Genomic DNA, 22,254 nt, shown 5'->3' on the forward strand with positions numbered 1-22,254 from the left:
TCTCGTCTCTAATTTTAGAGACGGGGGCTTTTTTATTTGGACAGGAGGAGGATCAAGATGAATAAACAAATCGCTGAAAGTATGGCAGAAGTAGTAAATCATCAATTAACAGCAGATGATATTGCGTCATTATTAGAAAAACCAAAAAGCTCGGAGCTAGGGGACGTGGCATTTCCTTGTTTTACCTTAGCAAAAAGATGGAAAAAGTCACCACAAACTATTGCAGCGGATATAGCAAGTCAATTAAACAATGACAATATCCAGCGTGTGCAAGCTGTTGGAGGCTATGTCAATATTTTTCTAGATCAACAAAAAGCGACGCAACAAGTGCTAAGCAACATCATGCAAGCAAAACAATCATATGGAACTAATCAAACGGGGATGGGAGCTGTCGTCCTAGATTTTTCATCTCCTAATATTGCGAAGCCATTCTCGATGGGGCATTTACGTTCAACAGTCATTGGGAATGCTTTAGCCAATATGGCAGAAAAAAATGGTTATCAAGCGATTCGCATCAATCATTTAGGGGACTGGGGTACACAGTTCGGTAAGCTTATTGTGGCTTATCAACATTGGGGTGATAAGCAAGCCATTACCGCGTCACCAATTGTGGAGCTATTAAAGATTTATGTGCAGTTTCATGAAGAGGCAGAGCAAGACCCAGCACTGATTGAACAGGCACGTGCCGCTTTTAAAGCATTGGAGGATGGCGATGCAGAGGCACTGGCATTATGGCAATGGTTCCGAGATGTATCATTAGTAGAATTTCAATCAATATACGAGTTGCTAGGAATTCACTTTGATGCTTTTACAGGAGAAGCCTTTTACAATGACAAAATGAAGCCTGTTGTGACAGAACTACAAGAAAAAGGGCTCCTAGTGGAATCAGATGGGGCGTATGTTGTGGAGATGGAGGAAATGCCCCCATGCTTAATGACGAAAACAGATGGAGCCACGCTTTATGCGACACGCGATTTAGCTGCCGCCCTGTATCGCCAACAGCACTACCAGCCAGAAAAGATTTTCTACGTTGTTGGCAATGAGCAATCCCTCCATTTTAAACAACTTTTTCAAGTCATCGAAAAAATGGGCTATGTTTGGGCCAAAAATCTACAGCACGTCCCATTTGGGATGATGCTCAAGGATGGCAAAAAAATGTCGACCCGTAAAGGCAAAGTGGTGTTATTAGCAGATGTGCTAGCAGAGGCCATTGCGACGGCGAAGCGTAATATCGAAGAGAAAAATCCCCATCTTCCTAACAAGGAGCGAGTAGCCCAGCAAGTTGGGGTTGGCGCAGTTATATTTAATGATTTGAAATACCATCGCCTCAATGATATTGAATTTTCGATCGAGCAAATGATGAATTTTGAAGGTGAAACAGGTCCTTATGTACAGTATACGTATGCCCGTCTTTGCTCCATTTTAGAAAAAGCAAACGCCCCAGCTGAAGTGATGACCTTCCAGCCATTAGGAGAGCAGGCTTGGCCAATTGTTTTATTACTGGAGCAGTTTCCGAAAGTGGTAGCTACGTCTTTTGATCAGGCTGACCCGTCCCAAATAGCGAAATATGCCTTACAATTGGCCCGTTTATTGAATAAATATTATGCCCAACAGAAAATATTAGCGGATGATGAATATCAAGCGTCACGTCTAGCACTTTGTTCATGTGTTGCGATTGTCTTAAAAGAATCATTCGCCTTATTGGGCATTGAATTACCTGAAAATATGTGACATCTACTGAATCAAGATAAAAAACAGCCATTTTCAAGAAACTGTCCCAAGATTGACCGTCTATCGAAAACATGGTAAAAGGAGAGAGGAATAAATAAACAAACTCTTTCAGCAATGAATGTTGAGTGGCAGTAGAGAGGATATTGAACAAATGGCAAAAAAACAATGGACCCTTTCACTTATACTAGTGGTCATCAGTATATTTTTTGTTGCACTCAATATGAGACCTGCAGTAACAGGGATTGGCCCACTTTATAATGTACTGATGACATCCTTACATGTCTCCAATACAAGTATGAGTTTTCTGACATCCATCCCCGTTTTTTGTATGGGTTTATTTGCACCTTTGGCTGTACCGCTTCAGCGAAAGGTTGGCACGAAATCCGCCATAACATTTTTAGTGGCTATTCTCGTCCTTGCCAATGGACTACGCCTTTTACAAGAAAGCTACGCTTTGCTCATTGTGACAAGCTTTGCAGCAGGCTTAGCTATTGCGATGATTGGTCCTATTTTAAATGCCTTTATTAAGAAAAAGTTTCCACAGCGTTTTACGACTGTGATTGGCATTTATTCCTTCGGCATTGGCGTAGGTGCTACATTAAGTGCGGCCTTAACGGTGACATTTTATCAACGTTTCGGCAATAGCTGGACCGTCGCTCTTGGGATATGGGCTCTACTTGCATTAGTGGCGCTAGTTATTTGGTTATGGGCCATACCATCACAGCAAAATGAACAAGTTCTAAAGATAACGACGACTGAATATGCTCGTAATCCTTGGACATCTGGACGTGCTTGGGCAATCTTACTGTACTTTGGCTTACAAACCTCGCTGTTTTTTTCGATGATGGCGTGGCTTACACCGCTGTTGCAGGATAAAGGCTTATCACTAGAAACAGCAAGTGCTATGCTGACGTTTATGTCTATTGTGCAAATGATCGGCAATATTGCAGTGCCGATGCTCATGGAAAAATGGTCAAGTCGAATGGTATGGATACTGGCACTAGGCTTTGTAGGATTAATTGGTTTCACGCTATTATGGCTTACGTTAGGCGTCTATTTATGGCTTGCTGTTTTATTAATCGGCATTGTTCTAAGTGGTCTATTTCCGATTGGCTTATTGTTACCGCTGGATGAAGCCAAAAATGATCTGGAGGCTAATAGCTGGTCATCCATGGTGCTATCAGGTGGCTTTATGCTGAGTGCAATTATTCCCATTATGATCGGGGTTTGCTATGATATCACAGGCAATCATACATGGACTTATATCATCTTTTTACTGTTGATGGTGGGCATTATCGTATCGACAAGACTGTTAAGAAAAAAATAATCGAAGAAGACATGTGAAGCAATGCGCATGTCTTTTTTAATGAAAATTATTTTTAGGTCCAGTTATCCTCCAATCCTCATAGCAAATTTCGTATTTCATAAATAATAATAGGTAGAATGAAATATATTTAGCGGTGTTGTCGCATTTCCCTAACATTATTATAGAAATAATAATATTATGTAAACTTGAAACATCACAAATCCTTGATTATGATAGATAATAGAGAATGATGAATAGAAAGTTTTGGTGAAGGTATGTATAAAAAAATGCTCGTGTTAGGAGCGACGGCTTTCCTCGTTACAGGCTGTGACAGTCAAATAGGCACAGGCTGGTTTCAAAGTAAAAATGCGGAGGTTCAAACAGAGGGGGCAGTGACCAAGCAAGAGGAAAAAATTGTCCCAGAGGTCAAAGTCATCGGAGAGTATGGTGTTGGAGCAGGTATTATTATCAAGCAGCAGGAGGATCAGCTGTATATTTTAACAAATGGTGCATTAGTTGCTTCCAAACCGACGGCCCTTGTTCAATTTGGTCAGGACAAGCTAATGGCAGCAAACGTACATGTCATGTCAACAGCTCATAATCTAGCACTTCTGCAAGTAACGTATAAAGCGAATGTGCATGTGCCAAAAACGTATGAAGGTGAGCTGAATCAGCTAGCCGTTTATGTGAATGGCTTGCCCTACACGATTCAGAAATATCAAGATAAGGTAGCGGCCTATTATATAGATGTGAAACAAGCTATGCCTTTAGGAAGTCCTGTAATGGAGGCTGAAAATGGAGCTATTGTTGGACTATATTTTAATCGTCAACAGCAAGGAGAGTCCCAGCCATACATATTGCCGATGAAGGAAATCCAATCATTCGTGGATAAATGGATTGAGGATGGCATGAAAGCAAGTGTACGATTGTCCCAATCCAAAAATTTATATCCCTATATAGAACAAGGTGACAAAGAAGCTGTACAGCAAGCAATCGAGCAATATGGTGAGAATGTGTTTGCGTATAATACAGATGAAATCAAGCTGTTTTTAGATACGTTCCATAAGCATTTAAAGGCGGCTGTGGCCATTCAGGATGCGAGTGTCATGAAACCAATTGTCGGAACAGAGGATTTACAAGAGACCTTGAATAGCATGGTTGCTTATTATGCTTCCAAACAAGCTAAGATCCATTTCTCTAATACCGATATTCAAGCTATTCGTATAGAAGGCCAGCATCTTATTCTACGTGCTAAAACGGAATATGTTTTGACGAATGCTGCAGGGCAGGAGGCACTTGCCCATTCCATCATACTGTATGAAATCGAAAAAAATGAACAGGGCGAGTACATGCTACTTCGTCTAACAAACGAGGAGTGAACTTTGCATGGAGCAAGCAAGACAAATGCTACAGCATCATTTTGGCTATGAAGCCTTTCGCCAAGGACAAGCCCAAATTATAGAACAAACATTACGAGGGCAGTCGAGCCTGTGTGTCATGCCAACTGGTGGAGGGAAATCCATTTGCTATCAAATTCCTGCATTAATGCTAGATGGGTTAACTATTGTCATTTCCCCCCTTATATCTCTGATGCAAGATCAGGTGGAGGCTTTACGTGCGGCGAACATTCCTGCCGCCTATATTAACAGTACGTTGTCGGCACAGGAAGTAGATGAAACGATGCAACTAGCGAGCGCAGGCTATTTAAAACTTCTCTATATTGCGCCTGAGCGATTGGAAAGTGTATCCTTTCTGCAAGCACTATCCTATTTACCTGTGCCGTTAATAGCGGTAGATGAGGCACACTGTATCTCGCAATGGGGGCATGACTTTAGACCAAGCTATCGCTCCATTCAAAAGCTGTTTACACTATGGTCACAAAAGCCCGCGGTTTTAGCGCTGACAGCCACTGCGACACCAGCTGTCTGTGATGACATTCGCCAATTACTAACGATTGATGAGCAAGCGACAGTCATGACAGGCTTTTCACGTGAAAATTTGGCGCTGTCCGTACTAATTGGTGAAAATAAAGAACGTTATGTAAAAAATTATGTACAACAAAATAAACAGGAAGTCGGCATTATTTACGCAGCCACTCGAAAAGCAGTAGACGCGATTTATGACATGCTGAGTCGCTCTGGTGAAGCGGTTGCGAAATATCATGCGGGTCTGTCAGAGGACTTGCGAATAGCTGAGCAGGAGCGGTTTTTAAAAGATGAAGCACGTATTATGGTAGCAACGAATGCTTTTGGTATGGGGATTGATAAAAGTAATGTGCGCTTTGTGTTGCATTATCAAATGCCTCGTAATATGGAGAGTTATTACCAAGAAGCGGGTCGTGCAGGACGTGATGGTCTGCCGAGTGCCTGTATTTTATTATATGCTTCTGGGGACGTCCAAACACAGCGTTTTCTAATTGAACAAACACAGGATGAAGCACGTATAGCCCAAGAATTAGCCAAGCTCCAAACGATGGTCGATTATTGCCATACAGAGGGCTGCTTACAAAATGCGATTTTATCCTATTTTGCTGAAGAGCCAGAGGAGCCTTGTGGGCGCTGTAGTAATTGCAATGATGGGCGGGCAGTGACAGACGTGACTGAGGATGCACAAAAGGTGTTAGCCTGTGTGGTACGCATGGGACAAAAATTCGGCAAGACCATGGTGGCTCAGGTGTTGATTGGCTCCAAAAATCAAAAAATAACGGAATTTGGCTTTGCACGTTTATCGACCTATGGCATCTTAAAAGGAAAATATGCCTCAAAGGATGTTTCGAACTTCATTGAATTTTTAATTGCGGAAGGTTTACTTGCTGTGAAGCATGGGACATTCCCAACCATATATGTATCAGCGAATGGCAAGGAAGTACTGCTTGGCAATCGACAGGTTATGCGCAAGGAAGCTGTAGCAGTGAAGAAGCTGGTGGACAACGATCCTTTATTCGAACATTTACGCGTATTGCGCAAAGAGATTGCAGATGAAGAAAAGGTGCCACCATTTGTAGTGTTCTCTGACAAAACATTGCGTGATTTATGTGATAAGAAGCCAGCCGTACTGGAGGATTTACGACAGGTGAGCGGTATTGGTGAGGTGAAATTTGACAAGTACGGTAAGCGATTCTTTGACGCATTACAATCGTTTTTAGAAGCTTCCGTGTAATAGTGCTTATTACGTAGAAAGAGGTGTCTCTCCATTGTGAGACACCTCTTTTCATTATTGTTCCCAGTGCTTTGTTATGAATGTATCACGGCCAGAATTGGCACGATCTTGCTGATAGTGTTCCGTCTCTTTTTTATAATAATCTTGGTGATAGTCTTCTGCTGGATAGAAGCGTTCAGCATCGCGAATTTTGGTTACAATAGGTTTATCAAAGCGTCCACTATTGGCAAGCTTTTCTTTTGAGGCCTCTGCGATTTGCTTTTGCTCATCTGTGTAGGTAAAAATAGCTGTTGTATAGGATTCTCCACGATCATGGAACTGTCCATAAGCATCCGTTGGGTCAATTTGCATCCAGTAAATATCCAGGAGCTGCTCATAACTAAAAATAGCAGGATCGAATTCAATTTCGACCACTTCTAAATGGCCCGAAGATCCTTCCTTAACATCTTCATAGGTTGGGTTTTCTAAATGGCCGCCCATATAGCCAGAAGTCACTTTATGTATACCGTCCCACTCGACGAATGGCTTCACCATGCACCAAAAACATCCGCCAGCAAATGTAGCTTTTTCGATCATTTACATCATCCTTTCTTTTGTGAAAATATTATAGCATTGTTTTGCTCGAAACTGAGTAATTAGGTGTAAAATAATGATGAGATAGAAAAACATGGAATAGCTGATTGCCAAAATGAAACTTTCTAGCTAATCAATCGTTACATTAACTATATCAAAATAGAGGAGTTAGTTGTTATGGAAGAGCAAGATTATACGAGACGCTCCCAACGTCCTAAAAAACGTAAATTACGTAAAGGGAGAGCAATTTTTACACTATTATTACTGTGTATCATTGTCATCGTCGGATATGCTGTCATGCAATATCGCAGCGGGCTTGAGCTGGCGAATGATACGAAAGTAGCGCAGGAGGATTTTTCTGGAGATACAATCAAAGGGGATATTGAGAACTATTTAATTTTAGGAGTCGATACACGCGGCGAGGAAAAATCTCGTACAGATACGATGATGGTATTATCCTGGAATAAAGCAAACAATGATATTAAGCTTGTGTCCTTTATGCGTGATATTTACGCAGATATCCCAGGCTATCAATCCTATAAACTTAATACAGCTTACTACCTAGACGGTGTACAGCTATTAAAGGATACATTGACAAATATGTTTGGCTTACCGATTCATCATTATGCCCTAATTGATTTTAAAAACTTTGAATCATTAGTGGACATTTTAGCGCCAAATGGTGTGGAAATGGATGTAGAAAAGGATATGTCTGAAAATATTGGGGTAGAGTTAAAGCAAGGTGTTCATCATTTAAATGGACAGGAGCTATTAGGCTATGCACGTTTCCGTCACGATGCTGAAGGAGATTTCGGTCGTGTTGCCCGTCAGCAAAAAGTCATTGAGGCTTTAAAAACAGAGCTATTAACGCCTACGAACATGTTAAATTTACCAAAATTTGTTGGAGCTGCACAGGGCTATATAACAACCGATTATTCATCTGCTGAGGAAATGCAGCAAGTGCTTAAATTGCTATCTAAAGGTAAGGTCAACATTGAAAAAGCAACGATTCCCATCGAAGGTAGCTATCAATTCCAAAACTTTAGTCATGCAGGCGATTCCATCGTCATTGATGTGGAGCAAAACAAAGCCTTTTTAAGTGAATTTTTAGGTATTTCACTGGAGTGATGTTTCGCAAAAACCAACATTATCCTGTAATATAAAGGTAGAGCATTTGGATTGGGGTGGATATATGGAAAAAGAAAGACCAAAAGAGCGTTCAAGCCTATTAGCAACCAAGTTTATTCGTTTTTTAGGTGGTAGAAACCTATTATTTATGCTGGTGATTTTATTACTAGTTGCATGTGTTATTTTTATGTTTAATCAGGTTTCCTTTATCTTTACCCCGTTACAAGTATTATTTGAAGTAGTGATTTTACCAGGGGTACTAGCCGTCATAGGCTACTATTTATTGCGTCCATTGTTGGCGATCTTGGTCAGATGGCGAATCCCAAGAATTTGGGGGATTTTAATACTATACATTGCGGTTATTGGTGTCATTACACTACTCGTTGTGTTGGTTTATCCATTTTTACGCGACCAGTTCACGAACTTAGCACAGGAATTCCCAGAGTATTTCATGAAGTTTACACAAAATATCGTTGCATTCTTGAACAATTCACGTTTTAACGATTATTTAGATAAAATTAATTTTGATTACAATGAAGTGGTTAAAAACTTCACTACAGATATGGTGAAAACTGTAAGGGAAACAGCTGCAAATGTAGCGCAAGGTGTGGCCACAGGTATTACGGGCTTCCTTTCAACCTTAACAGGTATTGTGCTATCACTTGTAACGGTGCCATTCATTTTATTTTACTTATTAAAAGAGGGCGAAAAATTACCGAAATTTATGCTGAAAGTGTGCCCACCACGTATGCGTAAAGAAGTCACTGAAATTTTCCATGACATGGACAAGCAAATTAGTTCATACATACAGGGGCAAATTTTAGTATCTATGTGTATTGGAGCAATGGTGACCATTGGCTTTTTAATCATTGGCATGAAATATGCTTTATTGCTTGGATTCCTAGCGATGATTACAAGTGTAGTTCCTTATTTGGGGCCAGTCATTGCCATTACACCAGCCGTTATTATTGCCCTTGTCACATCTCCATTGATGTTGATTAAGCTGGCGATTGTATGGACGATTGTTCAATTAATCGAAGGAAAATTCATTTCTCCTCAAATCATGGGGAAATCACTCAGTATTCACCCGATTACGATCATTTTCGTCTTATTAACGGCAGGCTCATTATTCGGTGTTCCTGGTGTTATTTTAGGGATTCCAGGCTATGCGATCTTTAAGGTGCTGGTGACCCATTTATTCAAGCTCTTTAAACAGCGTTACAACCGTTACGAAGATGATGTTCATCAAAAATATGATGTGTGATAAAAACAGCTACTGCCGTTTGACAGTAGCTGTTTTTTTAATGTGTGTTATCCTTATTAGTAGATTCATCAAAAGGATGGGGGAAAAGGGCATGACATACATACCGATTAATTTTCAAGAAAAATTAACTAAGTTTCAAGAGCATTGGTCTCCGAAAGTGATTGCTGAAATGAATGATTATCAATTTAAATTAGTTAAAGTACAAGGGGATTTTGTTTGGCATAAACATGATGATACGGATGAAGTGTTTATCGTCATTGAAGGGCAGCTAATCATCGAATTCAGAGATGGAGAAGTGCGTTTAAATGAAGGAGAGATGTTTGTCGTACCACGCCATGTTGAACATAAACCTTATGCGGCTTCTGAGTGTAAAATTCTACTTGTAGAGCCGATGGGGGTTGTCAATACAGGCGAAGCACAATCAGAGCTAACTGCTGAAAATGATGTGTGGATTTAACATTCCTGAATAGTCATAGTAAAACCCTTCTAACAGACAAGGTTAGAAGGGTTTATTATTTTTCAAAAGCACTAGCTTTGTGCCAGTAATTGCACTTGTGCTAAGCGATCAACAGCTTCTTGAAGAAGTTCCTTTGGTTGCACCAATGCTAAACGTAAATAGCCTTGTCCAGCCGTACCAAATACGGTACCAGGAACGGTTACAACGCCAACTTGTTCAATTAATTGAAAGGCTAGTTCTGTACAGTCCATATCGAACGGATATTTTGCCCATACGAACATTCCACCATCAGATGGTGCGGCTTCCCAGCCTAATGCTTGTAAGCCGTTCATCAGGGTTTTATGACGTTCTGAGAATGTGGCACGTAAGCTTTCCGTAATTTCTTCTGCGTTATCAAGTGCGACGACTGCTGCATCTTGAATAGGCTCAAAAATACCGAAGTCTAAATTTGATTTTAATTGCTTAATAACGGCGATCATTTCAGCATTTCCTGCGATATAGGCAATACGCGTTCCTGCAAGACTAAAGCTTTTGGAGAGGGAGTTAATCTCCATACCGACTTCTTTTGCACCTGGTGCTGCAAGGAAGCTAATCGGACCATCACCTGTAAAATAAAACTCGGAGTATGCCGCATCATGAAGGACGATAATATTATATTTTTTGGCAAAGGCAATGACTTTTTCAAAATACGCTAAGGACGGCATCGCTGGTACAGGATTCCCTGGTAAGTTTAAAATCAATAGCTTTGCTCTCTCAGCAATTTCTTCTGGGACAGCGTCTAAGTCAGGTAAATAACCATTATCGGCCGTTTGAGGCATGTAATAAGGTGTTGCCCCTGCTAAGTGAATTCCTGCATCATAGGCAACATAGGCTGGGTTTGTGGATAACACGATGTCTCCTGGGTCACAAAAAGCTATCGGTAAATGGACAAGGCCTTCTTGAGAGCCAATAGTTTGAATAATTTCCGTAGCGGGATCTAAATCGACATGGCTACGACGCTTATAGTAGCGACTAACGGCTTCATAAAAACGCTGTGTGCCTGTCAGTGTGTAGCCGTAAGATTCAGCTAACCCTGCGCGATAAGAAAGATGCTCACGTATTTTGGCATGTGGAGGAAGATCAGGGCTTCCTAAGCTTAAGTCAATCAAGGTCATGCCCTTTGCTTGCTGCTCACGGGCAAAATTTTTCAAATCTCCGAAAATTGCTGGTGTAAATAATGACATTTTTTTAGATGGTACGATTTTCAAAACTAGTACACTCCTTATCGTTGTATAAAGTGCAACGTCAATCCGTAGATGATTCTCTTGTCTACGCTAATTGTTTGTTTGCACAAATCGGGCTTTAACAGACCATTGTTTGCTTACGGGCCTGTTTATGCGAGATAACAGAATAGTAGTACACATTTTATCATACTAAAGCACAGAAATGGGCAGATATTCTGAAAAAAGAAAATATTTATATAATGTAGAGGATGTGTGCATAGGCTAGCGAAAATAGATTGTCTGATGTTGGGATAAGCGACTATAAATACCTTCAAAGAGAAAATTGTATTATACTGAGTATAAAGTTTTTCAGGTGGGGAGAGCATGCATCTTAACGATTGAATAGCTGATTCAGTAGTGAACGATATGTTGCAAGGTTTCACTATTGTCTGCGCCGTAACAGAAACAACCTCCTTTTTACAAGATCGGACATAGACTTTGCTTACAGCTATACATACTGAATAGTATTAAAGGATAGCCATCGTATTGATGTTCCCCTATTATTGACAGTGGCAATGCTGGATGAGTAGGGGCAAAACAAACTGCCTATGCAAGTGTACGACAAGGCAGTCTTTACAAAACATGATGAATCGTTCAGCATTACGATTTTCAATTGTCTACAGCCAAGATAGGGAGGTATTAAAAAAGCTATATGCCAGCGGACTAGCGGGCATTGTATGTAAAAACCTACGCAGCTGCTGACTATGATACTATGAGGAATACCATAGTTGCGGCATGCACACTATTTCGAAGCATGTATGATACTACCTGATACGCAAACCATTTAGTAAGGGAGGGAGAGGGCAGTGAAGGTATATTCGTTAAGTGGACCAAGCGGCACAGGCAAAAGTACGAGTGCCCTTGCCTTTGCTCATAAATTAGGAGTGGAGGCTATCATTGATGATGGTCTTCTCATTGTCAATGGAATAAGAGTTGCTGGCATTTCTGCCAAATTCGAAAAAAATACAATTACCGCTGTACGACGTGCCATTTTTACGGAACAGGAACATCGTGAGGCTGTCAAAAAAGCGTTAGCAAGTCATAAGGTGCAGTCCATTTTACTGATTGGGACATCCACTAAAATGACGAATAGTATTGCTAAGCAGCTAGATCTTGGACCCATTGAACATTATTACGATGTGGAGGATGTTCGTTCCTTTAAGGAAATTCAAAAAGCTCGTTTTATTCGTCAAACGCAGGGCAAGCATGTGATGCCAATTCCTTATCGACAAGTGGAGCAAAACTTTTTTAAACGATTGGTACAAAAGGGCATGGAGATTTTTTCATCAAAACGCGAAAAAATCGGGGAAACAACGATAGTGCGACCTGATTTTCAACGGGAGTACATTGAAATTAGCAAGCATGTTTATGTTCAGCTACTGACGTATTGCTGTAGTCAACAAGCAATTGTACAAAAGGTGGAACAGGCCCAATTTTTGTTAGGAGATCAGGCTCAAGCTATTCTGACTATACAAGTAAAGCTACCGATAGATTATCCATTAGCAGCGCGTTTACTAGAGCTACAGCAGGCGGTGCAGAAGGCGTTTTATTTACAATTTGGCTATGAATTAGATGCGATTCATGTTCATGTCAAGACGGCTATACAAAAGAAAAAGTCGTGAAAAACAGGTACTCCCAACGCACTTTGCGACGAGAGTACCTGTTTTTATTTTGGTTGACGGCTGAACTGTGGCTGACGTTTTTCCACAAAGGCACGACAGCCTTCGGCGAAATCGCTGCCTACAAACGGTGAAGAGCCTTGCCATAATGTCGGCACACTATCGAGACATTCTTGAACGGATTGCTTCACAGCAAGCAAGGACTCTGGCGACATGCCTGCCACAAGCTTGCCCATGCGAATCATATATTTATTTAAATCCTTTTCGGCTACTAAGTAGTTAAGCATCCCAAGCTTGAAGGCTTCCTCCGCTTTAAACATGCGTCCTGTAAAGACTAAATCCTTTGTGGTCGCAGGGCCAACGAGCTGTACTAAACGTTGCGCAAATTTATTGTTTATGGTGATGCCTAATTTTCCGACAGGAATGCCGAGCTTGGCTTTGTCTGAGCCAATGCGGATATCACAAGCTAATGCCAATTCTAAACCAGCGCCCATCGCAGGCCCGTTGATGACGCCGATTGTTGGAATCGGAAGGCGCTCAATTGTGGAAATGGTTTTTTCCATATGTACAAACGCCTCCTCGGCTTGTTCAAGTGAGATGGCATTAAATTCTTTAATATCAGAGCCTGCGGTAAAGCTTTGACCAGAGCCTCGTAAAATGAGTACTTTATTTTTCGGATTGTCTAATACTTGTAGGGCAATCTTTGCTAATTGATCCCACATGTTTGCGGTTAACGCATTTTTTGCCTGTGGTCGGTGAATCGTAATTATCGCTAGTCCAGCTGTTTCTTGATAAATGATTTTTGCATCTTCTGCTTCCAATCGTGTCGTCTTTACTTGCATAGTGGAAAGCCTCCTACGTATTAATGTCTATCTTTATTATATAACACAATCAACTATAAACACGAAATGATATGAATTTTCACATAAAATTGCGTTGTTATACAAGAATGTAGGGAATAGTTAGCATTTATTGTTCTATAACAGGGGAGCGGAATTTACTATTGTAAGAAAGCAAAAGATATGAGAAACTACTGTAGGAACATACGTTTCTTATGCACGTAAGGGGCATTTGAAGACTGGAAGCGGCTTGTGTATTGATATTACAGATTATCCGACACTAAATTATTATAAAATGAATTGAAACACACGCACCCAAAATATAGTAAAATAAAATGACATGACGCACAGCAAACAAGGAGGGGCAATATGGTCACACTCAAGGAAGCATGGAATAGTTACATCTTACTGCTGCAATCATTGAAAAAAAGTGCTGCCACAAAAAAGCAGTACAACATAGATGGACAGCAATTTTTAACGTTCGCCCATGAACACCAATACTTGTATGTGGATCATCAATTAAAAAATCTATTACAGCTTTATTGTGACTATCTCAAGGAAACCTACTGCAATATCAATACATTTAACCATAAAATAGCGACATTGAGAGGCTTTGTAGACTTTATTTTTTTACGAGAATGGGTGACACCTTTTGATTATCAGCCCATTTTACAGCCGAAAAAAAGGCAAAAAGAGGTGCTGCAAGTACTGACCAATACGCAGATTATGCAAATTGCCAACGTTTGGCCAACCTATTTTCAATATGCAAAAACAGAGGAGCATGCTTGGCTGGCTAGACGCAATGGCTGTATAGTCCAAATGTTGATGGAAACAGGTTGTAAGCCTGCAGAGCTTGTGCGAATGAAATGGACTCATTTTAACGAAGAAAAGGCAACCCTTTTTATTGCGAATCGAAATGGCCGTCGAGAAATAAAATGTTCTCCTGTACTAATGGACATGCTAGCTCAGTATAAACTAGCGACAACAGTTTTACATGGGCAAGAGGTAGGGGAATGGGTTTGGGTAAGTGAGGCAAGTATTGTGAAGCCAATTTCAACGAAGACGGTGGAGCGTATTTTTCAAACGATGTCACAAGATATAGGAAAAAACATAAGAGCAACCGATTTGCGATATACCGTTATGCAACGGGCTTTTCAGCAGGAAAAAACGCTGGAGCATATCCAACAAGAAATGGGCTATGTGAGGAAATGGGTGCTGACAGAAAGACAGCAACGCTTCGAATAAAAGCGTGCAGTAATCGCGATTTATCACCATTACTGCACGCCTATTATAAATGATTCAATGCTTTGACACTCACTTTGACCGTTAAATCATGCTTGCCTCCACTATAAACACCTTCAACAGGGCTAATATCACTATAATCGCGACCTATACATAAAATAATATGATTTTCTAAAACTTCTACATTATTTGTTGGATCAAGACCAATCCAGCCAATACCTGGTATCATGACTTCCACCCAGGCATGTGTAGCACTATCACCAATGAGGGCTGAATTTTCATCCACATATAAGTAACCACTGACATACCGAGCGGGAATGCCTTTAGCTCGCAAAACAGCTAGCATGACATGGGTGAAATCCTGACAAACACCCCGTTTTAATGCAAATGCCTCACTTGCTGTTGTCGTTACAACTGTCGCTGTAGGATCATACTCAAAGCTAGCATATAAATATTGCATTAAATTAAGTGAAAAGAGCACTGGATTTTCAGCATGACCAATCGCATGATAAACTTCCTCTAATTGCTGATCGGTCATAAAAGTAAAATGAGTTGCTTTTAAATACGGTAAATAATGCTCATAAAATAGCTGTGAATGGAAAATGGTCTGCATTTCGGGCGAATATTGAATACGATGAATAAATGGTGCACGCTGAATACTAACAATCGAAGATGTATGAATTTCGAGTATTTGATGCTGCTCCGGTATATAAAAAGAACCAACTGTATTACCCCAAATATCCGTATGCTCACGGGTCAATGAGGAGGGCGTAATGGCAATTCGATACGATAATAATCGCTGCCGCTCATCACTGCGAGGCTTTAAACGAATCGTATTCAAGCTTTGATCGACTTCAGACTCATATTGAAAAATATTGGTATGCTGAATTTCAAATTTCATCGTGTCCGCTTCCTTCTGCTTACTGACTTGCCTGTTGAAAGGGAGCTGTGGTGGGTTCCTTTCAAGGTTGTATGCTGGGTTCATATAAATGATAAACTGTCGAAAAGGTATCACTAAAAGCTATACATTGCGACAGTCTTTCCTCCATTATAGTCATCGTTTCTTCAAGAGTCATTTGCCAAAAATCAAGATGATTGATTGCTAGGATGAGGCTACGAATGCTTGTATGCAGTGTTAAAAATCTTGAGGATAAAGAATCATGTTCAATCGCCGTAATAGCTTCCTCTATTTTCTTTAGACAAAACATCACAGAACATGGGAAATGCTCATCCTGTACTAAATAGCGAATAACCGCAAGTAAATTCGTCTGGCAATGTTTCCGCATATAAGACTCTCTTGCTGCTGTAAGCGCCAATAAAAAGCTACCATCATCCTCTAACAGGGATAAGCCCGACAGCTTCTGTTGTTCCACTATACTTAACGTCATCCGCAACGTTTTTTCTGCTCGTTCAAGCCATTTGCCAACCTGCATGAAATAAAAGGGAAGATCACGATCCATCGTGCTCTCGATTAACCCGTTCTCCATCCATAGAGTTTTTCTTACTTCCTGTAAAAATGCTTGAAGTTCAATAAGTGGGATTGGGCGTTCTCTTGTCAGTATGGCCTGTTGCTTCGTTAAATAAAAGGTATTTTGTATTTCCCATAGCTCAGTTGGTATACTATCACGCGTAACCCGTGCATTTTCTCGTATGGCACGTAATGTAACGTGGAGGGCATTGCCGTTTTTCTCGGAAAAAAGTAGATAGTCAATCAATGGGTTGACACGTATGGCTGAGTAATTCGCTAAATATTCCTCCTTAGAGGCACAAATAGCTAAGACAGCCTCCCAATGATCAAGATAAGCATGTTCTTGCCCCGATTGCTCCAACATATTCAACAGCTGTACCTGTAATATATGTGCATTTGATTGTGTGCGTTCACTATACCGTGCCATCCAGTATAGCGCGTCGGCTACTCGACTTAGCATGCTGCAACTCCTCCTTTAGTATCCACGTATCCTTAGCACCACCGCCTTGTGAGGAATTTACGACAAGTGATCCTTCTTGTAGTGCCACTCGAGATAAACCGCCAGGCAACACATAACAATCCTCACCCTTCGTGACATAAACTCGTAAATCGACATGACAAGGATAGAATCGTCCATTTTGAAAGGCAGGGGCTCTAGACAATTTAATCGTTGGTTGTGCAATATATTGAAATGGCTGCTTGCTAATTTTTTGCTTAAACAAAGCAATCTCTTCCTCACTAGCATGCGGGCCAATCAACATATCATAGCCGCCAGAGGCACTCACATTCTTAATGACTAGCTCTTGAATATGTTCTAGCACCCATGCTCGTTGCTTATCATCTCCTAAATGATAGGTTTTCACATTCGGTAAAATAGGCTCCTCCTGCAAGTAATACCGAATCATCTCTGGTACATAGGCATACATTGCTTTATCATCAGCAACCCCGTTGCCAACAGCATTTAAGATGGCGACATGCCCCGCTTGATAGGCAGCCATTAAATGAGGAACACCCAATAAAGAATCCTCACGAAAGACAACAGGATCTAAAAAATCATCATCAATACGACGATAAATAATATCTATTTGCTGTAGACCATAAATAGTTTTCATATATACTTTCAAATCCTGTACCACTAAATCACGACCCTCTACGAGCTGTATATTTAAATGCTGGGCTAAAAAGACATGATCGTAATAAGCTGAATTGTACATGCCAGCTGTTAGTAGCACGGCTTTAGGCTCTCTCTCTGCTTGCATGGAAGGTGGGCGGTGCACAAGAAGTGCTTTTTTCATATAAGCGATGTGTTTATCAAGTGGTTGGATGGTATGCTTAGAGAAAAATTCAGGATACACTTCCTTCATGACATCACGATTTTCAAAGACATAGGAAATGCCAGAAGGGTTGCGTAAATTATCTTCCAATACATGATAATCACCCTTTTCATCCCGTATTAAATCAATGCCTGCTAAAAATATATGATTCGCAATCGGTACTTGGAAACCCATCATTGTTGCTGTAAAATACGGATTATTTTCAACAAGCTGTCTTGGAATAAAACCGTCTCGAATAATCCTTTGTTGCCCATAAACATCCTGCAAAAATAAATTGAGGGCTTGCACACGCTGTTTGACGCCTGCCTCAATCATGGCCCACTTCGTTTGAGGAATAATAATGGGGACACAATCAAAGGGCATTGTACGCTCAGTTCCATCTTGCGCTCCATAGACCGTAAAGGTAATTCCTTGTCTGAGAAAGCTTGCTTGTGCTTGTCGATACTTTTCTTCAAGTTGCTCCTGAGAAAAAAAGGATAGCTTATGATGAAAAGATTGATAATGAGGCTTCGGCTGATTGCCATCAAACATTTCATCAAAAAACAGACTAGAATCATATAAATTCATCATATGGATCGCCTCCGAATTCAAGTAGTAGTGAAAACATGTTACACTGTGAATAAATACATATAAGGAGCTAACAATCATGACCATCATTAATTTAATGCAAGCTTATGAATTAGATAAACTATCTAAATTAAATTTTTCAGAAGAAGAGATCTTAGGCGCTTTACGTACGGGGGATGTATCAGCTTGGCAAGAACAAGTACCAAACTATGAATTTAATGAGACAATGGCTCTTTATAAAGAAGGGGAACAACAATTCTTAGAAGCGTACCATGGCCATTATCGAATCAAGTATGTAACATTGCCAGGCATCCAACGTTTATTGCAACTTCGCTTTCAATTAGAAGAAGGGAAGGATTACCAACTGTTAGAAACAGGTATCCAGCATTTAACGTGTAATGAGGAGACAGTCGCAAGACTTCAGCAAATGTTATCGACAAACTGGTCACTAACAAAACAGGCAGACGGTGCTTATTCAGTTTTTGTAAAATAATACCATTCGCGTTGTGAGACGAATCGACATGGGTAGTGACCCATCTTCTATTTTTTCAAAGCGTCTCACAGGGCAAGCGAATTGCGACTCCTCGTAACTTTGTTTTCAAGTAAATAAACAATACTCAAGCTACCAAGTAGAAGTTACTTGATATTAATCACACCGATATTGCCATAAGACATAGCCCTTTTTGACGGTTTAGTAGAAGGTGGGCAAGACAAGCATTTAAGCTGAATCAAGATGAAGTATACTAGATTTTAATATTCATTTAACGTGAACTTTATGACTATTTTCCTGCAACTGTCACAAAAGATTTAAAAGGAAATCCTCTTTTTTTAAAAAGGGGATTTTTTTATTTGTGTGCTTTGAAAACCCCCTGCTATGCAGGGGGTTCCGGAAAGCTTTTAGCTATGGACAATAAAAAAACTCCAAACGTACAATAAAGTCAGGTCTAGTCAACCGACTTCGTACGAAAGGAGCCACCATAAATGGATAACAAAAGTTTAGCACATACAACGTGGAATTGTAAGTATCATATCGTCTTTGCGCCAAAGTATAGAAGGCAGATTATTTATAGTCAAATTAAAGCAGATGTTGGAAGAATATTGCGCCAATTATGTGAAAGAAAAGATGTAGAAATCATAGAGGCAACAGCCTGTCCTGACCACATTCATATGTTGGTAAGTATTCCACCGAAATTGAGTGTATCTGCGTTCATGGGTTATTTAAAAGGGAAGAGTAGTCTAATGATTTTCGACCGACATGCGAATTTAAAGTATAAATACGGTAATCGTCAATTCTGGTGTCGAGGATACTATGTGGACACAGTCGGCCGAAATAAGAAAAAGATACAAGAGTATATAAAAAATCAATTACAAGAAGATATCCTGCAAGATCAAATGACGATGAAAGAATTCATTGACCCATTCACAGGAGAAGAAATCAAGAGAAAGAAAAAATAAGTAAGCCGCTTTAGCGGTTTGTGTGAAAACGGAGTGCGGTTGGCAGACCATTCAGAATGTCTTTAGACATGGGCCAGTACCCCAGCGTTTCACGCGCAGAGCAAACCACCAGTTATACTGGTGGTTCTGATTGCTTAAAAAGAACATTTGTTCTATATCATGAAAAAGGGCATTTTTTTCAATAAAGTTCCCAAATTTATATTTGGGAACGTTTTTTCATGGTAAAATAGAGCAAATAGAGGTGATTAGCATGCAAAATACCAAGCAACCGAAATTCATGAAGGATTTTCTAGTTTATTTAACGACCATCAAAGGAAAATCACAGCGCACAAGAAAAGAATATGAATATGACCTAACCTTATTTTTCCGTTTCCATAAAGCAATCCAGGAGGATCTGGATATAGAAAATTTAGTAGCCATTGATATTGCCACTATTACAATAGAAGAAATTCGTGATATTACATTAGAGGATCTTTATTACTTTATGGAGTACTGTGAGGTACAGCGAGGAAATTCTGCTGCTTCGAGGGCACGAAAAGTGGCGACATTAAAATCCTTTTTCAAGTACTTGAAAGGAAAACGTCGACTTATTGAGGAAAATCCAGCAGAAGAATTAGAAACACCAAAAATTGGCCGAAAAAGACCAATTTATATGAATCTTCAAGAGGCTACTCAATTTATCGATGGAATACCAACAAATCAGGCATCACCAAGAAATTACTGTATGATGATGTTTTTCTTAAATTTAGGAATACGTGTGACGGAGCTTTGCCAGCTCAATAAAACATCTATTCAAGGACGTTATTTAACGGTTGTCGGGAAGGGCAATAAGGAGCGTACTGTCTACTTAAACGATAGCTGTTTGCAGGCACTCGCAGATTATGAAAATAGTGGGAAAACGCCTTATAAGGGGGACGGGGATGAGCCTCTTTTCGTCTCACAAAAAGGAACACGCTTTACGCGCCAAACTGTTGCCAAAATCGTGAAACGTATTAATCAACAATCAGGTCTTCAAAAGGAACGACTTACACCACATAAGTTGCGTCATACATCTGCGACTATGATGTATAAAGCAGGTGCAGATATTCGGAGCTTACAGCATATCTTAGGACATTCAAGTGTAGCGACGACTCAAATTTATACGCATATAGAGGACGAGCAGCTACAACATGTTTTAGAAAATAATCCCTTTAATATTGTGCGCGAGAGATGATTTTTACCCCTCTCTGTCGAATATAGTAGTATGCCAAATGAAGGGGGTTAACTTATGATGTTAGTAGCAAAAGAACAATTCGACGCAACAAGGGCGCAATTACTTCAAACGATTCAAAACTTAGACAATACAAGCTTTAATGACAAACCAGATGCACAAAGCTGGAGTGTAGCACAAATCTGTCATCATCTTGTGTTAGTAGAGGAAGCAGCCAAAAAAGCCATTACATGGGGATTACAAGCCCAAGAACAATCATCACCTGCAAGAAAAAATGTTCAGCTTGTTGTTTTGGATAGAACAAAAAAATTTCAAGCACCAACTATTGTGGAGCCAATAGATCAGCCTTTTACCGTTCAGGAGATGCTAGATTTACTAGCCACAACAAGAATGAATTTTCTCGCTTTTTTACAAACAATCGAAGAACCTGAAATTTTAACAAAATATGCTGTGAAGCACCCAGCCTTAGGTACATTGCCACTCGATCAATGGATTGAAATGGTTTATTTACACGAGCAGCGTCATATCGAGCAAATACAAGAAATAATGAAATAAACATATGGTAAGTAAGTATAGAGGGATTTGAGCACACAAGTGTGAGCCAAATTCCTTTTATTGTTATATGTTTTTTCTATCATAACCTCTTGACGTGCTACATAATCTGTTATATATTAAATAAAAATAATAACAACTGTTATAAAACAGTTTTCAAATCAAGGAGGAATTTTTAATGACAAAGTATCGAGACGGCTATGAATTTTATTGTGAAATGTGTGAGCGTTATGGATTAGAGCCAATTTCTTTCCGCTATTATGTATTACAGTTATCACAGCAACAACTGTCTGCTTATAACATGCAAGCAAAACAATTAGGCATTTAAAGGACGTGGTTATGACGGAAGCCGACGTGAATATTTTATGAAAAGCCCAGCCATACTAAATACAATGGTTTGGGCTTTTGTGATTTATAAAAGAAATTTCAGATAATTTATTGACAAGCATCATACTCTGTTATATATTTTTAGAAAATAATATTACTGTTATATAACAAAAATCAAAAACCACATTTAGTAGCAATCATGAAAGGAAGTTAGAAGGGTGACAGATTATCGAGAGGGTTATGAATTTTACCGCCAAGTATGTGAGGAGCACGGACTAGAGCCTATTAATTTTCACTATTATATTTTAAATTTATCGCAAGAGCAGTTACATGCATATAACCAATATGCAAAATCATCAGAAGAGTCAATCGAATATGAGGTTTCTTAACTTGTAAAATACCTTATTACCTCTGTGGGTTCGTAAGGTATTTTTGCTTTCACAAAAAATTTACATAGCTGCATTCTCTTTATCTAGCATAATTGAAATTTGTATTTAATAGATAAATAGCCTAAAGAAAGCACTTTCAATAGTACAAAAGTATCAAAAAACTTTACGATTAGGTAAATTTAGGGTGTTTATAACCGCTATTTTTTGGCTATTTTCTCATAAATCCTCAAATAGGGCTTTAGATGTTTTTGATATTTGGGTTGAATTAACTGCTTTTCTAAGACTATAATATAATTACATAAAAAAGGGCGATATACCACAACTTTATACCTCGCTGTAAGATAAAGCAAAAGTACCAAACCCTTCATATTT

At 39.7% G+C, this 22,254-nt stretch carries 21 protein-coding genes and 1 other annotated feature (1 of these 22 cut by a window edge); of the genes, 15 read left to right on the forward strand and 6 right to left on the reverse strand.

Going from position 1 to position 22,254, the window contains the following annotated elements; genetic code table 11:
- Positions 1-13 (forward strand) — a binding site (T-box leader) (it extends 206 nt beyond the left edge of the window).
- A 38-nt stretch (positions 14-51) separates the two neighbouring features.
- The 4 genes from argS (at position 52) to recQ (ending at position 6,196) form a co-directional block, all read left to right on the forward strand.
- Positions 52-1,731 (forward strand): arginine--tRNA ligase, encoded by a 1,680-nt coding sequence (argS, locus tag MHI04_RS11245; protein ID WP_342535770.1) that lies wholly within the window; start codon positions 52-54, stop codon positions 1,729-1,731.
- Between the two features lie 151 nt (positions 1,732-1,882).
- A complete protein-coding gene (locus MHI04_RS11250) occupies positions 1,883-3,058 on the forward strand; it encodes an MFS transporter (protein ID WP_342535756.1) in 1,176 nt (391 codons plus the stop codon).
- 254 nt (positions 3,059-3,312) lie between these two features.
- Complete coding sequence (locus tag MHI04_RS11255) at positions 3,313-4,416, forward strand: hypothetical protein (protein ID WP_036125975.1); 1,104 nt, start codon at positions 3,313-3,315, stop codon at positions 4,414-4,416.
- 7 nt (positions 4,417-4,423) lie between these two features.
- Positions 4,424-6,196 carry a DNA helicase RecQ gene (recQ, locus tag MHI04_RS11260; RefSeq protein WP_036125973.1) on the forward strand — a complete coding sequence of 591 codons (1,773 nt, stop codon included), beginning with the start codon at positions 4,424-4,426 and terminating at the stop codon, positions 6,194-6,196.
- Between the two features lie 54 nt (positions 6,197-6,250).
- Here recQ and msrA read toward each other — a convergent pair whose 3' ends face one another.
- Positions 6,251-6,772 carry a peptide-methionine (S)-S-oxide reductase MsrA gene (gene msrA, locus MHI04_RS11265; protein ID WP_089933578.1) on the reverse strand — a complete coding sequence of 174 codons (522 nt, stop codon included), beginning with the start codon at positions 6,770-6,772 and terminating at the stop codon, positions 6,251-6,253.
- 174 nt (positions 6,773-6,946) lie between these two features.
- Between msrA and MHI04_RS11270 the strand changes: the two genes are divergently transcribed.
- The 3 genes from MHI04_RS11270 to MHI04_RS11280 all read left to right on the forward strand — a co-directional run bounded on the left by MHI04_RS11270 (position 6,947) and on the right by MHI04_RS11280 (position 9,618).
- Positions 6,947-7,897 (forward strand): LCP family protein, encoded by a 951-nt coding sequence (locus MHI04_RS11270; protein WP_036126458.1) that lies wholly within the window; start codon positions 6,947-6,949, stop codon positions 7,895-7,897.
- A 64-nt stretch (positions 7,898-7,961) separates the two neighbouring features.
- Entirely contained in the window at positions 7,962-9,161 is a 1,200-nt protein-coding gene (locus MHI04_RS11275; RefSeq protein WP_141904389.1) for an AI-2E family transporter, read from the forward strand.
- Between the two features lie 91 nt (positions 9,162-9,252).
- Complete coding sequence (locus MHI04_RS11280; protein WP_340811108.1) at positions 9,253-9,618, forward strand: cupin domain-containing protein; 366 nt, start codon at positions 9,253-9,255, stop codon at positions 9,616-9,618.
- A 71-nt stretch (positions 9,619-9,689) separates the two neighbouring features.
- Here MHI04_RS11280 and MHI04_RS11285 read toward each other — a convergent pair whose 3' ends face one another.
- Complete coding sequence (locus tag MHI04_RS11285) at positions 9,690-10,865, reverse strand: aminotransferase class I/II-fold pyridoxal phosphate-dependent enzyme (RefSeq protein ID WP_058844421.1); 1,176 nt, start codon at positions 10,863-10,865, stop codon at positions 9,690-9,692.
- An 821-nt stretch (positions 10,866-11,686) separates the two neighbouring features.
- On the opposite strand from MHI04_RS11285, the gene MHI04_RS11290 reads away from it, so the two are divergent.
- Positions 11,687-12,502 (forward strand): AAA family ATPase, encoded by an 816-nt coding sequence (locus MHI04_RS11290; RefSeq protein ID WP_036126442.1) that lies wholly within the window; start codon positions 11,687-11,689, stop codon positions 12,500-12,502.
- A 44-nt stretch (positions 12,503-12,546) separates the two neighbouring features.
- Here MHI04_RS11290 and MHI04_RS11295 read toward each other — a convergent pair whose 3' ends face one another.
- On the reverse strand, positions 12,547-13,341 hold the full coding sequence (locus MHI04_RS11295) for an enoyl-CoA hydratase/isomerase family protein (RefSeq protein ID WP_036126440.1): 795 nt from the start codon (positions 13,339-13,341) through the stop codon (positions 12,547-12,549).
- Between the two features lie 366 nt (positions 13,342-13,707).
- Here MHI04_RS11295 and MHI04_RS11300 point away from each other — a divergent pair, with 366 nt between their 5' ends.
- Complete coding sequence (locus MHI04_RS11300; RefSeq protein ID WP_036126431.1) at positions 13,708-14,583, forward strand: site-specific integrase; 876 nt, start codon at positions 13,708-13,710, stop codon at positions 14,581-14,583.
- 43 nt (positions 14,584-14,626) lie between these two features.
- Here MHI04_RS11300 and MHI04_RS11305 read toward each other — a convergent pair whose 3' ends face one another.
- From MHI04_RS11305 to MHI04_RS11315, 3 genes are all read right to left on the reverse strand, one after another.
- Positions 14,627-15,481 (reverse strand): transglutaminase family protein, encoded by an 855-nt coding sequence (locus MHI04_RS11305; protein ID WP_036126429.1) that lies wholly within the window; start codon positions 15,479-15,481, stop codon positions 14,627-14,629.
- A gap of 61 nt (positions 15,482-15,542) precedes the next feature.
- Entirely contained in the window at positions 15,543-16,508 is a 966-nt protein-coding gene (locus tag MHI04_RS11310; protein WP_080717130.1) for an alpha-E domain-containing protein, read from the reverse strand.
- Positions 16,462-17,952 carry a circularly permuted type 2 ATP-grasp protein gene (locus MHI04_RS11315; protein ID WP_330493330.1) on the reverse strand — a complete coding sequence of 497 codons (1,491 nt, stop codon included), beginning with the start codon at positions 17,950-17,952 and terminating at the stop codon, positions 16,462-16,464. Before MHI04_RS11315 ends, MHI04_RS11310 begins: the two co-directional genes overlap by 47 nt.
- A gap of 76 nt (positions 17,953-18,028) precedes the next feature.
- On the opposite strand from MHI04_RS11315, the gene MHI04_RS11320 reads away from it, so the two are divergent.
- The 6 genes from MHI04_RS11320 to MHI04_RS11345 all read left to right on the forward strand — a co-directional run bounded on the left by MHI04_RS11320 (position 18,029) and on the right by MHI04_RS11345 (position 21,882).
- Positions 18,029-18,442 (forward strand): hypothetical protein, encoded by a 414-nt coding sequence (locus tag MHI04_RS11320; protein ID WP_340808994.1) that lies wholly within the window; start codon positions 18,029-18,031, stop codon positions 18,440-18,442.
- A gap of 488 nt (positions 18,443-18,930) precedes the next feature.
- Positions 18,931-19,404, forward strand: a complete 474-nt coding sequence (tnpA, locus tag MHI04_RS11325; RefSeq protein WP_271912593.1) for an IS200/IS605 family transposase — start codon at positions 18,931-18,933, stop codon at positions 19,402-19,404.
- Positions 19,405-19,654: 250 nt separating this feature from the next.
- Entirely contained in the window at positions 19,655-20,617 is a 963-nt protein-coding gene (locus MHI04_RS11330; protein WP_036126422.1) for a tyrosine recombinase XerC, read from the forward strand.
- Between the two features lie 57 nt (positions 20,618-20,674).
- Positions 20,675-21,169: a DinB family protein gene (locus tag MHI04_RS11335; protein ID WP_036126434.1), complete on the forward strand. Its 495-nt coding sequence runs from the start codon at positions 20,675-20,677 to the stop codon at positions 21,167-21,169.
- A 175-nt stretch (positions 21,170-21,344) separates the two neighbouring features.
- A complete protein-coding gene (locus MHI04_RS11340) occupies positions 21,345-21,494 on the forward strand; it encodes a hypothetical protein (protein WP_036126419.1) in 150 nt (49 codons plus the stop codon).
- Positions 21,495-21,711: 217 nt separating this feature from the next.
- The gene (locus MHI04_RS11345) at positions 21,712-21,882 is read left to right on the forward strand and encodes a hypothetical protein (RefSeq protein WP_058844418.1); all 171 of its coding nucleotides are present in this window, start codon (positions 21,712-21,714) and stop codon (positions 21,880-21,882) included.
- Positions 21,883-22,254 lie beyond the last annotated feature (372 nt).

The sequence above is a fragment of the Lysinibacillus sp. FSL K6-1151 genome, from assembly GCF_038630755.1.
GTDB classification, from domain to species: domain Bacteria; phylum Bacillota; class Bacilli; order Bacillales_A; family Planococcaceae; genus Lysinibacillus; species Lysinibacillus fusiformis_D.

What these genes read in the sequence shown, in the direction of transcription:
- MHI04_RS11270 (WP_036126458.1), top strand. Translation starts at nt 6,947, where the DNA reads ATGGAAGAGCAAGATTATACGAGACGCTCCCAACGTCCTAAAAAACGT.
- MHI04_RS11335 (WP_036126434.1), top strand. Translation starts at nt 20,675, where the DNA reads ATGTTAGTAGCAAAAGAACAATTCGACGCAACAAGGGCGCAATTACTT.
- MHI04_RS11315 (WP_330493330.1), bottom strand. Translation starts at nt 17,952, where the DNA reads ATGATGAATTTATATGATTCTAGTCTGTTTTTTGATGAAATGTTTGAT.
- MHI04_RS11320 (WP_340808994.1), top strand. Translation starts at nt 18,029, where the DNA reads ATGACCATCATTAATTTAATGCAAGCTTATGAATTAGATAAACTATCT.
- MHI04_RS11250 (WP_342535756.1), top strand. Translation starts at nt 1,883, where the DNA reads ATGGCAAAAAAACAATGGACCCTTTCACTTATACTAGTGGTCATCAGT.
- MHI04_RS11280 (WP_340811108.1), top strand. Translation starts at nt 9,253, where the DNA reads ATGACATACATACCGATTAATTTTCAAGAAAAATTAACTAAGTTTCAA.
- MHI04_RS11275 (WP_141904389.1), top strand. Translation starts at nt 7,962, where the DNA reads ATGGAAAAAGAAAGACCAAAAGAGCGTTCAAGCCTATTAGCAACCAAG.
- tnpA (WP_271912593.1), top strand. Translation starts at nt 18,931, where the DNA reads ATGGATAACAAAAGTTTAGCACATACAACGTGGAATTGTAAGTATCAT.
- msrA (WP_089933578.1), bottom strand. Translation starts at nt 6,772, where the DNA reads ATGATCGAAAAAGCTACATTTGCTGGCGGATGTTTTTGGTGCATGGTG.
- MHI04_RS11255 (WP_036125975.1), top strand. Translation starts at nt 3,313, where the DNA reads ATGTATAAAAAAATGCTCGTGTTAGGAGCGACGGCTTTCCTCGTTACA.
- MHI04_RS11310 (WP_080717130.1), bottom strand. Translation starts at nt 16,508, where the DNA reads ATGCTAAGTCGAGTAGCCGACGCGCTATACTGGATGGCACGGTATAGT.
- recQ (WP_036125973.1), top strand. Translation starts at nt 4,424, where the DNA reads ATGGAGCAAGCAAGACAAATGCTACAGCATCATTTTGGCTATGAAGCC.
- MHI04_RS11330 (WP_036126422.1), top strand. Translation starts at nt 19,655, where the DNA reads ATGCAAAATACCAAGCAACCGAAATTCATGAAGGATTTTCTAGTTTAT.
- MHI04_RS11300 (WP_036126431.1), top strand. Translation starts at nt 13,708, where the DNA reads ATGGTCACACTCAAGGAAGCATGGAATAGTTACATCTTACTGCTGCAA.
- MHI04_RS11305 (WP_036126429.1), bottom strand. Translation starts at nt 15,481, where the DNA reads ATGAAATTTGAAATTCAGCATACCAATATTTTTCAATATGAGTCTGAA.
- MHI04_RS11295 (WP_036126440.1), bottom strand. Translation starts at nt 13,341, where the DNA reads ATGCAAGTAAAGACGACACGATTGGAAGCAGAAGATGCAAAAATCATT.
- MHI04_RS11340 (WP_036126419.1), top strand. Translation starts at nt 21,345, where the DNA reads ATGACAAAGTATCGAGACGGCTATGAATTTTATTGTGAAATGTGTGAG.